Here is a 15,096-nt window from a genome sequence, read left to right as displayed (position 1 = left end):
CATCAACTGTTGGGCGATTTTTCGGACAAACCGGTGTAAGCCAGATTGGGCATGCTGGCGAGTTAAGTCTGTTCGAGGCTGACGTTATGCATGCTGAACTCCTGACGTCGGCCCGCGCAGAGCCGACGGATAAATGCCAGTCGAAAGTCAGCGGCAAGCGGCGAGATGCTCGACCACAAACTGCGCATCGCGCGCTACCCCGCAAAACCGCCCCGAACCCCAGGTGTGTAGCCAAGGCAAACCGAGGAAGTACAAACCCTTCTGGGCGGTCACACCGCGTTGATGGCCGGGATAGCTGCGGCCGTTGAATACGGGTACGTCAACCCAGGAGAAGTCCGGCTGGAAGCCAATGCACCAGATGACGCTGGTGATGCCGGAGCCTGCCAGGTTGAGATCGGTAATTTCCTGCCCGGGCTTCCACAGTGGCTCGTAGACAATGCCAGCGGGGGCCTCAAGACCTTTTTCCGCAATGTACTTGTCGATGCTCGCATTGATTCTGTTGTACACGGCATCCGCTGCGTCGAGGTTGCTGCCAAGGTCAGGGGCGAACTTCAGGGTGGTGCCGTCCAGGCTTTCCAGGCGGCCGAACAGTTGCATGCCTTCGCTGGCGAAGCGCCGCAGGTCAATGTCGCGCCCGCCGTCGCGTCCGGTGACGTAATGGTTGGTGTTGTCGCGCACGCCCTCGCGTAGAGGGTGCACATCAACGCCGATGTCGTAGTAGCCCATCTCGGCCAGCCAGTCGACCACGTCCTTGCCGCGGTGAAAGCGCGCGCAGCGCGGCGCATCGCCCACCGCAAGGAAGACTTTGCGACCTGCCAGGTGCAGGTCTTCGGCGATTTGCGCACCGGACTGTCCGGAGCCGACCACCAAGACTGCGCCCTCCGGCAGCGCATCGGGGTTGCGGTATTGTTCGGAGTGGATCTGCTGGATCTCGACTGGCAGGCGTTCGGCCAGGCGCGGAATGATCGGGGTGTGGTAGCCGCCGCTGGCGACGATGACCTGGTCGGCACTGAAGTCGCCTGCACTGGTGTTGAGCAAGTAGCCGCCCTCTACGCGGGTGCTCATGCGCAGTACGGTCACGCCTTCACGCACCGGGGCGTTGACCTTGGCGATGAAGCCGTCCAGGTAGCTGATGATCTGGTCCTTTTTCATGAACCCGTGCGGATCGTCACCGGCATAGGGATAGCCGGGCAGGGCGCATTGCCAGTTTGGCGTCACCAGGCAGAAGGCGTCCCAACGCTGGTTACGCCACGTGTGGGTCAGGGTGTGCTTTTCCAGCACAAGATGGTCGATGTCTTGCTGTTGCAGGTAGTAACTGGCCGAAAGGCCAGCCTGGCCGCCGCCGATGACGATCGCTTTGTAGTGGGTCATGCTGTGGTCCTCTGAAAAGTCGTGATTCAAATGTCGGCAAACCCGGCGTAGTTCACCTGACCGGCGCCCTGGGTTTTGATTTCCAGTACCTGGACCTGCGCCTGGGGCGCGGTGAATTTATTCGCGGTCAGGCGCAGGCCGCCGAGTGTGTCCATCGCTGCGCTGCAATAGAAACCCTTAACCACCCTGACCCGTTCGGAGGCGCTGTTGAGGCCGGTCTCGGCACGATGCAGAAATTCCTCCATGGGGTAGCTTTTGCCGGCTTGCAGGTGCTCGTGGATGATGGTGGACGGCGAGTAGGCGTTGCTCTCCTGGCCATCGGGCCAGCGCAAACGAATGTTGACGGCAGGCATGTCAGTGCTCCTTGATCAGGTTTGGGTAACTAAAGCCGGTAAAGGGCTGCTGTCGCAGGTTCCAGAATTCGTCGTGCTGGTCGGCCAGCTGTACGTCGAGGCAGCCGCTGTCGTTGATCGTGCCGATTGGCTCGCAGTGCAAACCTTCGAAGGCGAAGGCCGCCTGCACAGTGGGCAGATCTCCTGGCTTGAGGGTCAGCAGGAAGCCGTAGCTGGGGAAGGCTTGCAGCCAACACTCCAGGGCCGCATCGCACGGCCGGGGCAGGGCGTCGAGATCGATTCGAGCCCCGCATCCGGTGGGCTCCAGCAACATCAGCAAAGAACCGAGAACGCCTGCGTTGCTGATGTCCTTGGCGGCCACTAACAAGCCTGCCTCGGCCAGACGCGGGATGACTTCGAGCTTTGCCCGCAAGCGTTCACCGGGTACGCCTTCGAACGCTTTCCAGTAGGGCGCCTGACCGTGCCATTGACCGTTCAAATCCGCGACCATGGCCAGGGTCTGGCCGGGTGCGACGTGCAGGGTCGAAAGCAGGCTCCGAGCCCAGCCGGTGATCGCCACGGCAAGTGCCGTCGGGTTATCGGGGGTGAGGCTGGTATGACCGCCCGCGAGGATCAGGCCATAGGCGCTGCAGGCGTCGCGGATGCCGGTGAGCACGCTTTCGGCTGCGTCGAAATCATGGTGCCAATAAGCATTGACCACCGCCGTGGCACGGCCGCCCATGGCGGTAATATCGCTGACGTTGGCCATGACAGCCGACCAGCCGGCGAACCATGGCGCCTGGGCGACAAAGCTCGGCAGCATGCCCTCGATGGCAAGCAGCTGGTATTGATCGCCACAGCGAATGGCTGCGGTGTCGTCGCCGGGTAACGCGTAGCGTTCATCGTCGCTGCACACCCGCGCCGGAATCGTTCGCGCCGGTTGCTGGATGGCTTGTTTGGAAAGCATGGCTGGCGTGTTTTTCAGTGCCGCCAACAGGGGGCGCAGATCAGTCACCATGGCGACGGCTCCGACGAGACGTCAAGGCAACCTGACGCGGCATGAAGGGGTAGTCATCAAGGTTTGCCTGCATCAGCACATGGGGTTGGCCAAGCAGCTCGATGGCCTCAAGGGTCTGCCAGTGCAAGCCATGGAAATATTGCTGGTTGGCAATCTGCACGGTGGCCAGGAACGTCTGGCAGCCCAGGTCGATTGCCCGTGATACGGCTTCATTGACCAGGGCTTTGCCGATCATGCCGTGGCGGCGGTAGGCCTGCTCCACGCACAGGCGGCCGCCGAACCAGACGCCGGGCTCGGTCCGGTAGATCCGCACGGCGCCGATCACCTTTTCCGGCATGCCGCAGTGATGGGCTATGGCGACAATGGGAATAGCCTGAAAGTCGCGTTCGTCCTTGTCTTTCTCCAGCAAGCGTTGCTCCTCGCAGAACACCGCGCGGCGCAGTTCGTAGTAGCCGCCGCGCTCCCAGGTTTCGCTGGCTGGCTTGACGAGCAAGTCGTCGGCGAGGAAATCCCGGAAAGTGTCTTCGCTCAAGGCAAATGCGTGTTCGGCCATGGTCAGGCTCCTGTCACTCGTAATGTTTCAGGGCCGAGCAGGCGCCGCATTTGGCGCAGCCGGCGTTGATGTTGTCCGAATGCAGCCCGTGCCGGCGCAAACTTGCACCGATACGCGGATAGAGCCGTTGCATAAGGGCACTGTCGGGTTTTGGGTGGTGGGCCAGAGGGGTGCCGTCGATCGGCACGAAGGGCACCACGAAGGGGTATACGCCCAAGCGTGCGAGCCTTTCGCACATGTTGGCGATGGCCTCCTCGCTATCGCCCAGACCCGCGAGGATGTAGGTGCTTACCTGGCCATGGCCGAAAACCTTGACTGCGGCCTCGAAGGCGCTGAAGTAGCGTTGCAAAGGTACTTCGGCCTTGCCTGGCATGATTCGCCGGCGCACTTCGTCGGTGACGGCCTCCAGGTGCATGCCAAGCGAGACCACCCCGCTTTCCCTGAGGCGCTGGAACCAGACATCGTCGTCCGGCGGCTCACATTGGGCCTGTATCGGCAGGTCCACGGCGGCCGTCACAGCCGCCGCTGACTCGCAAAGGATTGCCGCGCCACGGTCGGGCGTCTGCGGTGTGCCGGTGGTCATCACCATGTGCTTGACGCCGTCCAGCTCGACCGCCGCTTTTGCGACCGCCGCCAATTGTGCCGGGCGCTTGCGGGCTATGGTCTTGCCCGATGCCAGGGACTGGTCGATGGCGCAGAACTGGCACGAGGTGGCTGCTTCGTTCATACGGATGCAGTGTTGCAGCACAGTTGTCGCCAACACGTCCTTGCTGTGCAGCGTCGCGATCTTCCAGTACGGCGTACCGTCTTCGGTGTTCAGGCCGTAGAAATTTGGCACGCCTGGCAGTTGTACCTGGCCAACCTGCAAACCTTCGCGAAAGATCAGCGCCTGGGCACCGCTAGCGTCAGGTATGGCAGAGTAGGGCGAGTCCAGGGAGGCGCGGTTGAGCATCGGCACCATGGCGGTATGTGCGCCCAGACTCAACGCCTTGTGGTCCGAGGGGCCCGCACCGCCCTTGCGGCTGAGCCCTTCAGCGCCTTGCCAGCGAACGCCATGGCATTGCAGTTGGGCCAGCAGATCGCTTGCAAACACTTGGTTAGTCATGCTCGCAAGCCTCGCGACGTTCATGCACATGTGCCATGGCTCGGCGGTCGATCTGCAGGCTGAGCAATTCCGGGCGGCTGTAATGGCCGACTGAATCCATCATGCGTTTACGCTTGTCGATCAAGGCGAAATCCAGGTCGGCGATGATCACCCCTTCGCCTTCGGTCAACTGCGCGAGCAACTTGCCTTCTGGCGAGACGATGGCCGTGAAGCAACCACCGGAGATGGGTTCGATGGCACAACCGGTGTCGGCCATGATTTGTGCCTGTTGCCCGGCATCGAGCCAGGCAGTGGCGTTGACCACGAAACAACCGCTTTCCAGGGCGTGGTGGCGGATGGTCACTTCGATCTGATCAGCAAAGATCTGACCGACCAGGGAGCCGGGGAACATCGCTGCGTGAATCTGTTCTGCGTCGGCCATCAGTGCGTAGCGCGCCAGTGGGTTGTAATGTTCCCAACAAGCCAGTGCGCCGATGCGACCGACGGCGCTGTCGGTAGCGCGCAAACCGGAACCATCGCCCTGACCCCAGACCATGCGCTCGTGATAAGTGGGGGTGATCTTGCGCCGGTGCTGGATAAGCGTGCCATCGGCGTCGAACAGCAGTTGAGCGTTGTAGAGTGTGCCGCCATCGCGTTCGTTGACGCCGATACAGGCGACGAGGTGGGCTTCGCGGCAGGCTTCGCCGATCTGGCGGGTGACGTCCGAGGGCACGGTGACCGACTCTTCGAGCAGCTTGAGGTGTTGCCTGGCCATGGCAAAGGGCGGCTGCACAAAAGAGAAATAGGGGTAGTACGGCACCACGGTTTCTGGAAAGACAGCAAACTGCACGCCTTCGCGGCCCAGTTCCAGCAATTGGCGGCAGAGTTTGTCGACGGTTGCCTGGCGCGAGTAGAGCACGGGGCTGAACTGCACGGCGGCGGCGCGAATAACGGGCATGGGGTAATTCCTTGGGGCGGTAGAGGGAGGCTGAAGGTCTTTGCGGACCCGCCCGCTTCCTGCGTCGAGCGGGCGGGTCGCGACTCAGGCAGTCCAGGTATCAATGATCATCGCGCCCTCACGACGCATCAGCAGACGCAGGTCCATGACATCCAGAGGGTTGATTGGGCGAATGCCTTCGATCAGGGCTTTTTCGGTTTGGCCATACAGGGCCTGCAAGGCAAAACGGCAGGCATAGACTTCACCGCCTTCAGCCATGAATGCCTTGATCTGGTTATTGACGGCCAAGTGGCCGGGGAAGGCTTCGGCGCCCAGGGTGGGGAAGCCGCGTTGCACGCCAAGTTGCACGCCTGGCCCGTAAAGCAGGATCTTGGTTTCAAAACCTTTGCGCAGCAGGCGCTTGGCTTGCAGCATGTTGACCAGGCCAATGGAACCTTCGAAGGCGATCGTGTGGAAGGTCAACAGGGCCTTGTCACCGGGTGCGGCCTTGACGTCCTCGAAGACCTTTTCTTCGTAGTTGACCAAAAAGTCGCCGTCTTGGTAGTGGGCAATGTCCACATTGGGCATGTCGTCGTCTCCAGTAGTACTTGCTGTTATCGATGGCCGGGATCGGCCTATCGGTTACAGGGACTGGAGCGAGAAGCGTGCCACTTGAATCCTGTTCTTTTTGTTGATCTTCAAGTTATTGAAGTACAAAGATAAATTATTTTTTTTAGCGTCTTTGTAGTACCTCTCAGCCCATCTACGGATCACGATTTTACGTATATATACGGAGTTTCGTAGTGGCTTGTTACGAAATATCGTAGTTGTGCGCGAGCCAGGGTCCCGCGACATTTTCCGTGAGCTTGAATACTTGGGTGTTTTGCAGAAAAGAAAAAAACCGGGCCCCTTCACCGCGTCGCGATGAAAGGGCCCGGGCTTTAGTCATTGGCCTTCAGAGGGTGTCACTACAGTGCAACGCTTTCGATGCCTGTAGCGCGGCGATCTGTGCTTCGGAAAACGCAAAGTCGCGCAGCACCGAACGAGAATGTTCACCGTTCTGCGGGGCCGGCGCATAGGGTGTTTGCGCAGCCTGCACGCTGTTGATGGGGAACCCCGGGACCCGCACGACACCCTGTACAGGATCGTTGAGCTCAACCAGCATGCCATTGCTGGTAATCTGCGGATGCTTCATCAGATCGCTGTAGTTGGCGACCTTCGAGCAGAGAATGTCCGCTTCATGCAACACATGCAGCCAATCGGCTGTGGGTTTGCTCATGAACACCGCGGTCAGCGCTGCACCCATCTCGGCGCGATGGATGACCCGTTGCGCGGAGCTGACGAAGCGTGGGTCGGCGATCCATTCTTCGTGGCCCAGTACTTTGCACAGTGTGGGCCAGCGGTTGCCGTTGTAGGCCGCTACCATCAGCCAGCCGTCCTCGGTCTGGAACGCTTCGTTGGGGGCTGAGTAGGGCGCGCCACTGCCGATGCGCGTCGGCAACCTGCCATCGCTCAGGTAGCTGGTGATGGACGACTGCTGCAGTGCCAGCGCCGAGTTCATCAGGCTGACATCCAGATGGCCGCCCAGCCCATCGCTCTGACGGGCGTGCAGTTTGGCCAATACGGCCATACAGGCCATGTAGCCGGTAACCACGTCCACCACCGGTGCCTGTACTTTGCAGGGGGGCGCGCCCGGTGTGCCAATCAGACTCATCAGGCCGGAGTCAGCCTGTAGAATTCCGTCGACACCCGCCCGGTCCGAATAGGGGCCTTCCTGGCCGTAGGCCGAGATCGAGCAATAGATCAGGTCAGGCTTGAGTGCTGCCAGGGTTTCATAACCCAGGCCCAGCCGAGTCATCACGCCCGGGCGCATGCTTTCGATCAGGATGTCGGCCTGCAACACCAAGCGTTTGATGACCTCGATGCTGTCGGGGTGCTTGAGGTCCAGGCTGATGCATTGCTTGCCGCGGTTGAAAGCGTGGTAAAGCGCGCTGTCTTCGCCCACCCAGGCGGGCCCGAGGGTGCGGCCCAACTCACCTTCGCGGGGTTCTACCTTGATCACCCGCGCGCCCATGTCGGCCAGCAGCATCGTTGCCGTGGGGCCAGCGGCGATCTGGGTAAAATCGAGGACGGTAAGGCCGTCCAGTGCGTTACGTAACATGATGACCTCCTCGGATCGACGCCCGGGGTTTCTTGAAGGTGCCTTGGGCGGTGGCCAGAAGAACTCCGGTGTCGGACAGCAGCTCGGCTTCGGCGAAGTAAAGGCTTCTGCCGGCGCGGCGAACCCGGCCTAATGCGGTAACGCTCCCCTCGAATGCCGGTTGCAGGTAGGCAATGTTCAACATCGCGGTGAGTCCATGGACCTCTGCTTCGCCTTCGTCAGTGTGCAAGCCTGCATAGCCGCACGCCGCGTCCATCAGCGTGGCGATCATCCCACCGTGCAAGGCGCCCTGACGGTTGAGGTGTCGCTCGGCGATGAGCAGCTTGAATTCGGTCTCTCCCGGCGTCCAGCGGACCAACGTGACGCCCAGGCCTTGAAGAAAGGGATTATTCAATTGCATGATCGCTCCTCGGGCCACCTAGCGGCCCTTGTAGTGCGGCACACGTTTCTCGGCAAAGGCTTGACGGCCCTCGATACGATCTTCGGTCTCGCGCAGCACCCCCCAATACAGCTCGGTCAAACGCTGGGCATCGCGGTCGCTGAGGTGCGCTGTGCTGCGTGATAAGGTTTGCAGTGCCTGTATGGCCAGGGGCGCCTGCTGTGCAATGCGCTCGGCGAGGTCCATGACGCGCGCCAGCAATGCCTCGTGGCTGTCCAGGCGTTCGGAGATCAGGCCAATACTCAGTGCTTGATATGCATCGATGCGTTGCCCGGTCAGGGCCATCTGCATGGCAGGGGCCGTCGGTATCGCCCGGATCAGCCGATGCAAACCACTGACTGCCGGGATAGAGCCCACGGCAGCCTCGGGCAGCCCGAAGGAGGCGCTGCTGCTGGCGATGCGCAAGTCGCATTGCAACGCCAGCTCCAGACCACCACCCAGGCAGTGACCATTGACCGCGGCAATCAGCGGCTTGTGGAGGTCAAGGTCGGTGAGGTCCATCAAGCGGATGTACAGTCCGGCATCCGCCGCAGGTTCATTGGCCAGGAACAGCGCCTGGGCATATGAGGCGGACGAAGAACGGGTACTTTTAAGGTCTGCTCCGACGCAGAACGCCCGCTCGCCAGCGCCGGTGATGACGGCGACGCGCAGCGCAGGGTTGTCGCGCACATGCATCAGGTGCTCGCGAAGGGCCTGGAGCGACTCCAGGTCCAGGGCATTCAAGGCCTGCGGGCGATCAAGTGTAATCAGCGCAACCGCACCCTGTATTTGCATTGAGACTGACATGGCGCTCCCCTCAAACACTGGCCGACGACAAACTGCGTCCGCCACAGACATACAAGGTTTGTCCGGTCACATAGGCGCTGGCCGGATCGAGGAAAAATTCCACGGCGTTGGCGATGTCCTCGGGGGTACCGATGCGTTTTACCGGTACGGTTTCCTTGAGTTTTGCCTGCACGTCCGTGGCGAAGCCCTGGAACAGCGGGGTATCGACAATGCCGGGCGCGATGGCATTGACGGTTATGCCCTTGGCGGCGAACTCGATGGCCAGGCTGCGGGTCAAGCTCACCACGCCGCCCTTGGCCGCCGAGTAGTTGGCCTGGCCGAAACCGCCGAGCCAGGCCCTGGAGGACATGTTGACGATACGGCCGAAGCGTTTTTCCAGCATCAACGGCAGGGCGGCCTTGCAGCACAGGAACTGAGCGCGCAGGTTGGTATCGACGACCAAGTCCCAGTCCTGCTCGGTCATGCTCAGGAAACGCTTGTCTCTGACCACGCCGGCGTTATTGACCAGAAAGTCGAGCGACCCATGGGCTTCGTGGATCCGCGCAAACGCTGCGTTGACGGCCTCACCTTCGGTCAGATCCAACGCAATGCCGGCGACCTTCAACCCATGCCCGGTCAAGGCATCAATGCTTGCGGCGAGGGCTGCTTCGTCGCGGTCCAACAGATAGACAAACACTCCTTGGCGCGCCAGTCGTTCGGCGATTGCCAAGCCGATGCCGCGAGCGGCGCCGGTGATCGCGGCGACCTGTGTCGTATTGAAATTTCTTGTGTTCATCTCAAACTCCCAGAATGTGGACGGCAGAGGCGGCGTGATCGACGCCAGCGATACCGCCTCCGGTGCATTGCGCCAGGCCCAGCTTCGGTGTGCCGGCTTGACGACTGCCGGCGCGCCCTTGCAATTGCCAGGTCAGCTCGACCATTTGCGCGACGCCGGTGGCGCCCAGCGGATGGCCCTTGGCAAGCAGACCGCCGCTTGGGTTGACCGGTACGCGGCCACCAAGCTCGGTGGCACCCGAGTGCAACAGCGACACCGCTTCGCCCGGCGCCGCCAGGCCGAGGGCTTCGTAATAGAGCAGTTCGGCGATAGTGAAGGCGTCATGCAGCTCGACCACGCCGATGTCGGCGGGCGCAACCCCGGCTTGCTCATAGGCCAGGCGCGCCGCGCGTGCGGTGATTTCGGCATCGAGAATGTCGTCATCACCGGTTTCGCGCATGCCCGAGACAATGATCGACCCCATCACCTTGACTGCTTTGGCCTGTGGCCCCGGCTGCGTTCCGAGCACCATTGCGGCGGCGCCATCGACTTGCGACGGGCAGCACTGCAACAGGGTCAACGGGTCGGCGATCATCCGTGAACTCAGCACCTGTTCCAGGGTGACTTCGGTACGCTGCTGCGCATATTCATTGAGCGAACCATGGTGGCGGTTTTTCACTGCGACCGCCGCGAGGTCGGCCGGCTTGGCGTCGCGCTCATGAATAAAGCGGGTTGCACGCATGGCGTACACCGCCGGCAGAACCATACCGGCGGTGGCGTACAGGTCGGTCATGCGATCGTTGCGCTGCATGGGGATGGTGCCTCCGCCCAGCGCGGTCAATTGTTCGATGCCAAACACCAGTACCCGCTCGTATTGCCCGGCCATGAGTGCATGCCGAGCCAGGTGGACTGCAGTGGCGCCGCTGGCGCAGGCGTTTTCGATGTTGTAGACCGGTATGCCCTTGAGGCCCAGGTCACGCAGGATCACCTGGCCGAGAATCATCCCGCCTAACACATTGGCGCAATAAACCGCCTGGATGTCGGCCAGGGTGATTCCAGAGTCTGCCACCGCGTCAAGAATCGCTCGCTGGGCAAGCTCCGGTGCCATCACTCCAACGTGGCGGCCGAAGGGCGTCATCGCGGCGCCCATCACATGCATCTGGATCATGGACGTACCTCCAGAGATTCGAATACGTAACCGAAAGTCTCGTCGGCAATCACACGGCATTTTTCGCCAATGAACGGACGGCCGCTGCTGCCATTGAGGCGGCCGAACAGGCGGACCGGGCCGGGCAGGTCGACGTAGGCCAGAACGAAGGGGTTGAGTCCGCTCTTGGGGCTGGGGTGCATGATGGTGAAGCTGTACACGCGGCCTTCCACGCTCAGGGTGGTGTCCTGGAACTGATCGGCCAGGGGCGAATCGGCAAGTACCGCAGGAAAGAAGATTTCGTCATTGGCCAGATGCCGCGATGCAGCAAGACCGGGCGGCGTGGTGGATGTCCAGATAGGTGACGGACTGTTCATGTGACCTCCTGTTTTTCTTGACGCTCGATAGCGAACGTCTGGAGGTATGTTCGGATACGCCTCAATGGGCGACAAACGATATAAAAACGCGGTTGAATTGAGAAAAAATCAAACCAGTAGTGGCAGAGGGGCGCATCGAGCTATGCACACGAAGGCGGGCCTTACCGGCTCGTCTGGTTTATTTTATGCCTTGAAAGCAGCGGGCGAAGTCAGCTTGCCCGCATCCAGAAAAGGGGGAGGGTGAGGCTATGAAGAGGTCTGCCCGTCGATGGTTGCGCCGGCCATTTTCTCGATCACTTTGACTACGTGGGTCATGTCGCGGGCGGCGTCACCTTCGTTCATGGCCTGATCGAAGAATTGCTTGACCACGGCGCAGGTGAAGGCCGGTGTGCCGATGTTTTCCGCTTCGGCGAGAAACAGCCGTACATCCTTGCGCATCAGGTCCAGGCGAAAGCCGAAATCGAATTCTCGCTGCATCACGGTACCGGCCAGTATCTGTTCGCTGCTAAAGCTGCGCGCGGTGCTTGCGTTGAGCATCTCCAGCATTTGTCTGGGGTCGAGTCCGGACTTGATCCCGAATAACAGCGCTTCGCTGGTGGCTACCAAGGTTGCTCCAACAATCATGTTGTTGACCAGTTTCAAGGTCTGGCCCAGGCCAGGCGTTGTGCCGATATGCTCGATTTTTTTGCCGAAACAAGCGAACACCGGTTCGCACTGTTGATAAGCGCTCTTGTCCCCCCCAACCATCACCGAAAGGGTGCCGTTGAGTGCACCTGCTACGCCTCCAGCCAAGGGCGCGTCCAAGGCCTGGATGCCGCGTTCGCGTAGCGCCAGCGCCACACGCCTGGCCATACTTGGGCCGGTGGTCGAGTGGTCCACCAGGATTTCCACCTGTTCACCGTGGATGATCCCGGCGTCGCCCAGCACCACATGCTCGACGATATCCGGGGTCGGAACGCAAATCAGGACGATCCGGGCGTGATTGGCGACATCGCGGGGGCTGCCATGGTTGTGCGCTCCGCGTGCGAGCAAGGGCCCCAATACTTGCGGATTGGGGTCGTAGAGGCTCAGGCCATACCCGTGATCGAGCAAGTGGTGGGCCATTTTCTGGCCCATGGCCCCCAACCCGATGAAACCGATGGTTTCGTTCAATGAAGCGGCTGAATGCGTAGGAAGTGAGCTCATGGCGTGTCGTCCTTATTATCGGGAAGACATCATCCTAGGCGCGGCTATTACCGTGCGACAAAGGAGTTATTGGCTCGGCTGGGTTGAAAAAAACTCAAGCGATTTCACGGGTCAAACGTGCCTGTTCAAGGATCCACTCGCGAAAAACCCGGGTGTCATCGCTCTCTTCGCGGTGCCTGGGCGTGAGCAGATAATAGGTGTACACGCCCATGTCGACGATTTGCTCGAAAGGCCTGATCAGGGTGCCGTCTCGCAGCTCCTTCTCGACCAGGAACAACTGCGCCATGGCAATGCCCTGGCCACCGGCAGCGGCGGCATAGACCATCGAAGAACTCTGATATGACATGCCGGCAAGCGCATCGACGTCGCGGCTCACGCCACTTGCCTCGAGCCAGTAGCGCCAGTCCTCGGGTCTGGCGATCGAATGCAGCATGGTGTACTGCGCAATGTCGGCGGGTGTGTTCAGACCCGGGCCGTGCTGCAAAAGGGAAGGGCTGCAGACCGGCGCAAGACGGTTATCGCTCAACACGTAACAGTTGCAATTGGGCCATTCCCCGGCACCGAGACGGATCGCGGCATCAATGTCTTCCTTGTAAAAGTCGACCGGATCGAGCGATGCGGTCAACAACACCTCGATCTTCGGATGTTCAGCGTGAAAACTGGCAAGCCTGGGTATCAGCCATTGCATGGCAAACGTGGTGTAGGCGCGTACCTTGATTTGCCGACGCAGAGGCGGCGACATGAGTTTCTTCGTGGCGCCGCGCAAGTCTTCGATCACCCTCGCCACCGCACGAAAATATTGTTCACCAGAGTGGGTCAAGGTGATTTGCCGATGCCCCCGGACCAACAGATCGAGCCCGAGAAACTCCTCGAGCGCGCGTATCTGCCGGCTGACCGCGCCCGGGGTGACATTCAGCTCATCGGCGGCATGGGTGATGCTCAAATGACGCGCTACGGACTCGAATGCGCGAATGGCATTCAGTGGCGGCAAACGGTCCATGGAAGTCATCTCTTGTTGTTGGAAATCACTGTAGTGGAAGTAACGAGGACGCGGAGTCTATTTAATTGCCCGGCGTCTCCCAACAATAAAGTAAACGCTTGATAAAAACTCAAGGTGGCCGCACGTTTTAATCGATTGTCGTGCGGGGTTGCGCGATTTCTACGATCGCCGCCAATGGGGCGTGTTGCAGCGCCTGACAACAATAAGAGACTCAGCCACGTAAACGAAAAGGGCGCAGCCACTGGCTGCGCCCTTTTTGTATCTCGTGTAGCCAAGACTTATAGTCGGATGATTACAGACTTGAGCTGGGTATAGTGGGAGAGGGCGTCGATACCTTGCTCGCGACCGTAGCCACTTTGCTTGAAACCACCGCAAGGCGTCTGGACGAAACCGCCGCTGTACTCGTTGACGACAATTCGGCCGGCCTCCAGCTGCGCCGCAACCCGATGCACCCGGCCGATGTCACGGCTCCAGATGCCGGCTCCGAGACCGAATTCGCTGTCGTTGGCGATCCGCAGCGCATCGGACTCATCCTTGAAGGGAATGACGCAGACGATGGGCCCGAAGATCTCCTCGCGTGCCAGGGTCATATTGTTGGTTACACCGGTGTAGACCGTCGGTTCGATATACCAACCGTTTTCATAACCCGCTCGCGTGGCCACCTTGCCGCCGATTACCGGCTTCAGCCCCTCGCGTTCAGCGATGGCGAAATAGCTTTGAATCTTCTCGAACTGCGCGCGAGTGGTAATCGGACCGGACGTCGAGTCATCCTCCGGGCCGACGCGCAAGGCGCTTACCTCGGCGATCAGCTTGTCGACGAAGAGGTCATGGATGTTCTCCTGAACCAGTAACCGCGTGCCTGCCGCACACCATTGGCCGCTGTTCCAAGTAAATGCCTTGGTCGAGCCTTTGGCGGCCGCATCGAGGTTGGCGTCGTCGAATACGATGTTGGCAGATTTGCCGCCCAGTTCGAGGGTCAGCGGCAGGATGCGATCGGCGGCGATGTGTCCCAACTCCTGGCCCGCGCGCAGGCCGCCAGTAAAGGAGATCTTGCGGATGTGCGGGTTGTGCGCCATGGCGGGACCGATCACGCTGCCTTTACCCACGATGACGTTGAAGACGCCGGCGGGCACTCCGGCTTGCACGGCAATGCGCGCCAGTTCCACCAGTGAGGCAGAGGTGTGTTCGGAGGGTTTGGCTACCACGGTGTTACCGGTAGCGAGGGCGGGCGCGATAGCGCGCGCTGCCTGATGGAGCGGAGCGTTCCAGGGCAGGATGACCCCAATCACGCCAAAGGGATCTCGACGTGTATAAATGTGATAGTCAGGGCCCTGGTTGATGACGTCCCCGTCCATGACGTTGACGATGCCACCATAAAACTCGAAGTACTGGGCGGTCAGGTCCATCAGTGCCAGCATTTCGCTGCCGGGTTTGCCGGTGTCGGCTTTTTCCAGCGCGCCCAGGGTGCTTTCGCTTTGACGGATGAGGCGCCCGAGCTCGTTGAGGATGCGTCCGCGCTCGGCGGGGCGCATGTCACGCCAGCCTTGCAGCGCCGAGGCTGCCGACTCGATGGCCTGTGCCACATCCTTCGGCCCGCTGTTGGCGATTTCGCTGATCTTGGCACCGGTGCGTGGATCGATCTTGTCGACATACTGCCCGTCAGCCGGCTCCAAGGAGCGGCCATCGACGAAGCTGTTAACTTTTACAAACATTGTGTGTCTCCTCTAAAACTGCAGTGAGGCTCGCCTTTATTGTTCAAAACTCCATTACGAATACCTATTACATCCAGAGGCGCTCTAGGGCTCAACTGAGTTTTATGGCGTTGGCGATTGAGCAAATATCAAACGACTTCAAACAGCCTGAGATATTCGATAGATGCCTATACATTGAGATTTAGTCAACTGTACAGGGCGAAAATCTCGATTCACCGGGGGGACGGGTCAATAGCAGTA

The 15,096-nt window shown here is 60.5% G+C and carries 16 protein-coding genes; all 16 read right to left on the bottom strand.

The genetic code is table 11. The features are described 5' to 3' along the window. Positions 1-147: 147 nt before the first annotated feature. Positions 148-1,371 (bottom strand): MSMEG_0569 family flavin-dependent oxidoreductase, encoded by a 1,224-nt coding sequence (locus MA884_RS09455; protein WP_256230222.1) that lies wholly within the window; start codon positions 1,369-1,371, stop codon positions 148-150. Between the two features lie 26 nt (positions 1,372-1,397). Beyond that, the gene (locus MA884_RS09450; RefSeq protein WP_256230220.1) at positions 1,398-1,724 is read right to left on the bottom strand and encodes an MSMEG_0570 family nitrogen starvation response protein; all 327 of its coding nucleotides are present in this window, start codon (positions 1,722-1,724) and stop codon (positions 1,398-1,400) included. Between the two features lies 1 nt (position 1,725). Further along, positions 1,726-2,721 (bottom strand): sll0787 family AIR synthase-like protein, encoded by a 996-nt coding sequence (locus tag MA884_RS09445; RefSeq protein WP_256230219.1) that lies wholly within the window; start codon positions 2,719-2,721, stop codon positions 1,726-1,728. After that, positions 2,711-3,274, bottom strand: a complete 564-nt coding sequence (locus tag MA884_RS09440) for an MSMEG_0567/Sll0786 family nitrogen starvation N-acetyltransferase (protein WP_256230217.1) — start codon at positions 3,272-3,274, stop codon at positions 2,711-2,713. The genes MA884_RS09445 and MA884_RS09440 overlap by 11 nt, the downstream gene beginning before the upstream one ends. 13 nt (positions 3,275-3,287) lie before the next feature. Further along, positions 3,288-4,379, bottom strand: coding sequence for an MSMEG_0568 family radical SAM protein (locus MA884_RS09435; protein ID WP_256230216.1), 1,092 nt, complete (start codon positions 4,377-4,379; stop codon positions 3,288-3,290). Continuing rightward, a complete protein-coding gene (locus MA884_RS09430; protein ID WP_256230215.1) occupies positions 4,372-5,316 on the bottom strand; it encodes a Nit6803 family nitrilase in 945 nt (314 codons plus the stop codon). The genes MA884_RS09435 and MA884_RS09430 overlap by 8 nt, the downstream gene beginning before the upstream one ends. 84 nt (positions 5,317-5,400) lie before the next feature. Next, positions 5,401-5,883, bottom strand: a complete 483-nt coding sequence (locus MA884_RS09425; RefSeq protein WP_017338925.1) for an MSMEG_0572/Sll0783 family nitrogen starvation response protein — start codon at positions 5,881-5,883, stop codon at positions 5,401-5,403. A 367-nt stretch (positions 5,884-6,250) separates the two neighbouring features. Further along, positions 6,251-7,456 (bottom strand): CaiB/BaiF CoA-transferase family protein, encoded by a 1,206-nt coding sequence (locus tag MA884_RS09420; RefSeq protein ID WP_256230213.1) that lies wholly within the window; start codon positions 7,454-7,456, stop codon positions 6,251-6,253. Next, on the bottom strand, positions 7,446-7,856 hold the full coding sequence (locus MA884_RS09415) for a PaaI family thioesterase (protein WP_256230212.1): 411 nt from the start codon (positions 7,854-7,856) through the stop codon (positions 7,446-7,448). The genes MA884_RS09420 and MA884_RS09415 overlap by 11 nt, the downstream gene beginning before the upstream one ends. Positions 7,857-7,874: 18 nt before the next feature. After that, positions 7,875-8,681: an enoyl-CoA hydratase/isomerase family protein gene (locus MA884_RS09410; protein ID WP_256230211.1), complete on the bottom strand. Its 807-nt coding sequence runs from the start codon at positions 8,679-8,681 to the stop codon at positions 7,875-7,877. Between the two features lie 10 nt (positions 8,682-8,691). Further along, the gene (locus MA884_RS09405) at positions 8,692-9,456 is read right to left on the bottom strand and encodes an SDR family NAD(P)-dependent oxidoreductase (RefSeq protein WP_256230209.1); all 765 of its coding nucleotides are present in this window, start codon (positions 9,454-9,456) and stop codon (positions 8,692-8,694) included. Position 9,457: 1 nt separating this feature from the next. Next, positions 9,458-10,603, bottom strand: coding sequence for a thiolase family protein (locus tag MA884_RS09400; RefSeq protein WP_256230208.1), 1,146 nt, complete (start codon positions 10,601-10,603; stop codon positions 9,458-9,460). Next, positions 10,600-10,959 (bottom strand): OB-fold domain-containing protein, encoded by a 360-nt coding sequence (locus MA884_RS09395; RefSeq protein WP_256230207.1) that lies wholly within the window; start codon positions 10,957-10,959, stop codon positions 10,600-10,602. Before MA884_RS09395 ends, MA884_RS09400 begins: the two co-directional genes overlap by 4 nt. 246 nt (positions 10,960-11,205) lie before the next feature. After that, entirely contained in the window at positions 11,206-12,144 is a 939-nt protein-coding gene (locus MA884_RS09390) for an NAD(P)-dependent oxidoreductase (RefSeq protein ID WP_256230206.1), read from the bottom strand. Positions 12,145-12,238: 94 nt separating this feature from the next. Then, on the bottom strand, positions 12,239-13,144 hold the full coding sequence (gene gcvA / locus MA884_RS09385; protein ID WP_256230205.1) for a transcriptional regulator GcvA: 906 nt from the start codon (positions 13,142-13,144) through the stop codon (positions 12,239-12,241). A 278-nt stretch (positions 13,145-13,422) separates the two neighbouring features. Further along, on the bottom strand, positions 13,423-14,856 hold the full coding sequence (locus MA884_RS09380; protein ID WP_256230204.1) for an aldehyde dehydrogenase: 1,434 nt from the start codon (positions 14,854-14,856) through the stop codon (positions 13,423-13,425). Positions 14,857-15,096: the final 240 nt, after the last annotated feature.

This window comes from Pseudomonas sp. Q11, from assembly GCF_024494355.1.
Lineage (GTDB): Bacteria > Pseudomonadota > Gammaproteobacteria > Pseudomonadales > Pseudomonadaceae > Aquipseudomonas > Aquipseudomonas hefeiensis.
Note: the sequence above shows the minus strand (reverse complement) of the source record. Positions and strands in the feature narration are given on the sequence as shown.

What these genes read in the sequence shown, in the direction of transcription:
- MA884_RS09455 (WP_256230222.1), bottom strand. Translation starts at nt 1,371, where the DNA reads ATGACCCACTACAAAGCGATCGTCATCGGCGGCGGCCAGGCTGGCCTT.
- MA884_RS09450 (WP_256230220.1), bottom strand. Translation starts at nt 1,724, where the DNA reads ATGCCTGCCGTCAACATTCGTTTGCGCTGGCCCGATGGCCAGGAGAGC.
- MA884_RS09445 (WP_256230219.1), bottom strand. Translation starts at nt 2,721, where the DNA reads ATGGTGACTGATCTGCGCCCCCTGTTGGCGGCACTGAAAAACACGCCA.
- MA884_RS09440 (WP_256230217.1), bottom strand. Translation starts at nt 3,274, where the DNA reads ATGGCCGAACACGCATTTGCCTTGAGCGAAGACACTTTCCGGGATTTC.
- MA884_RS09435 (WP_256230216.1), bottom strand. Translation starts at nt 4,379, where the DNA reads ATGACTAACCAAGTGTTTGCAAGCGATCTGCTGGCCCAACTGCAATGC.
- MA884_RS09430 (WP_256230215.1), bottom strand. Translation starts at nt 5,316, where the DNA reads ATGCCCGTTATTCGCGCCGCCGCCGTGCAGTTCAGCCCCGTGCTCTAC.
- MA884_RS09425 (WP_017338925.1), bottom strand. Translation starts at nt 5,883, where the DNA reads ATGCCCAATGTGGACATTGCCCACTACCAAGACGGCGACTTTTTGGTC.
- MA884_RS09420 (WP_256230213.1), bottom strand. Translation starts at nt 7,456, where the DNA reads ATGTTACGTAACGCACTGGACGGCCTTACCGTCCTCGATTTTACCCAG.
- MA884_RS09415 (WP_256230212.1), bottom strand. Translation starts at nt 7,856, where the DNA reads ATGCAATTGAATAATCCCTTTCTTCAAGGCCTGGGCGTCACGTTGGTC.
- MA884_RS09410 (WP_256230211.1), bottom strand. Translation starts at nt 8,681, where the DNA reads ATGTCAGTCTCAATGCAAATACAGGGTGCGGTTGCGCTGATTACACTT.
- MA884_RS09405 (WP_256230209.1), bottom strand. Translation starts at nt 9,456, where the DNA reads ATGAACACAAGAAATTTCAATACGACACAGGTCGCCGCGATCACCGGC.
- MA884_RS09400 (WP_256230208.1), bottom strand. Translation starts at nt 10,603, where the DNA reads ATGATCCAGATGCATGTGATGGGCGCCGCGATGACGCCCTTCGGCCGC.
- MA884_RS09395 (WP_256230207.1), bottom strand. Translation starts at nt 10,959, where the DNA reads ATGAACAGTCCGTCACCTATCTGGACATCCACCACGCCGCCCGGTCTT.
- MA884_RS09390 (WP_256230206.1), bottom strand. Translation starts at nt 12,144, where the DNA reads ATGAGCTCACTTCCTACGCATTCAGCCGCTTCATTGAACGAAACCATC.
- gcvA (WP_256230205.1), bottom strand. Translation starts at nt 13,144, where the DNA reads ATGGACCGTTTGCCGCCACTGAATGCCATTCGCGCATTCGAGTCCGTA.
- MA884_RS09380 (WP_256230204.1), bottom strand. Translation starts at nt 14,856, where the DNA reads ATGTTTGTAAAAGTTAACAGCTTCGTCGATGGCCGCTCCTTGGAGCCG.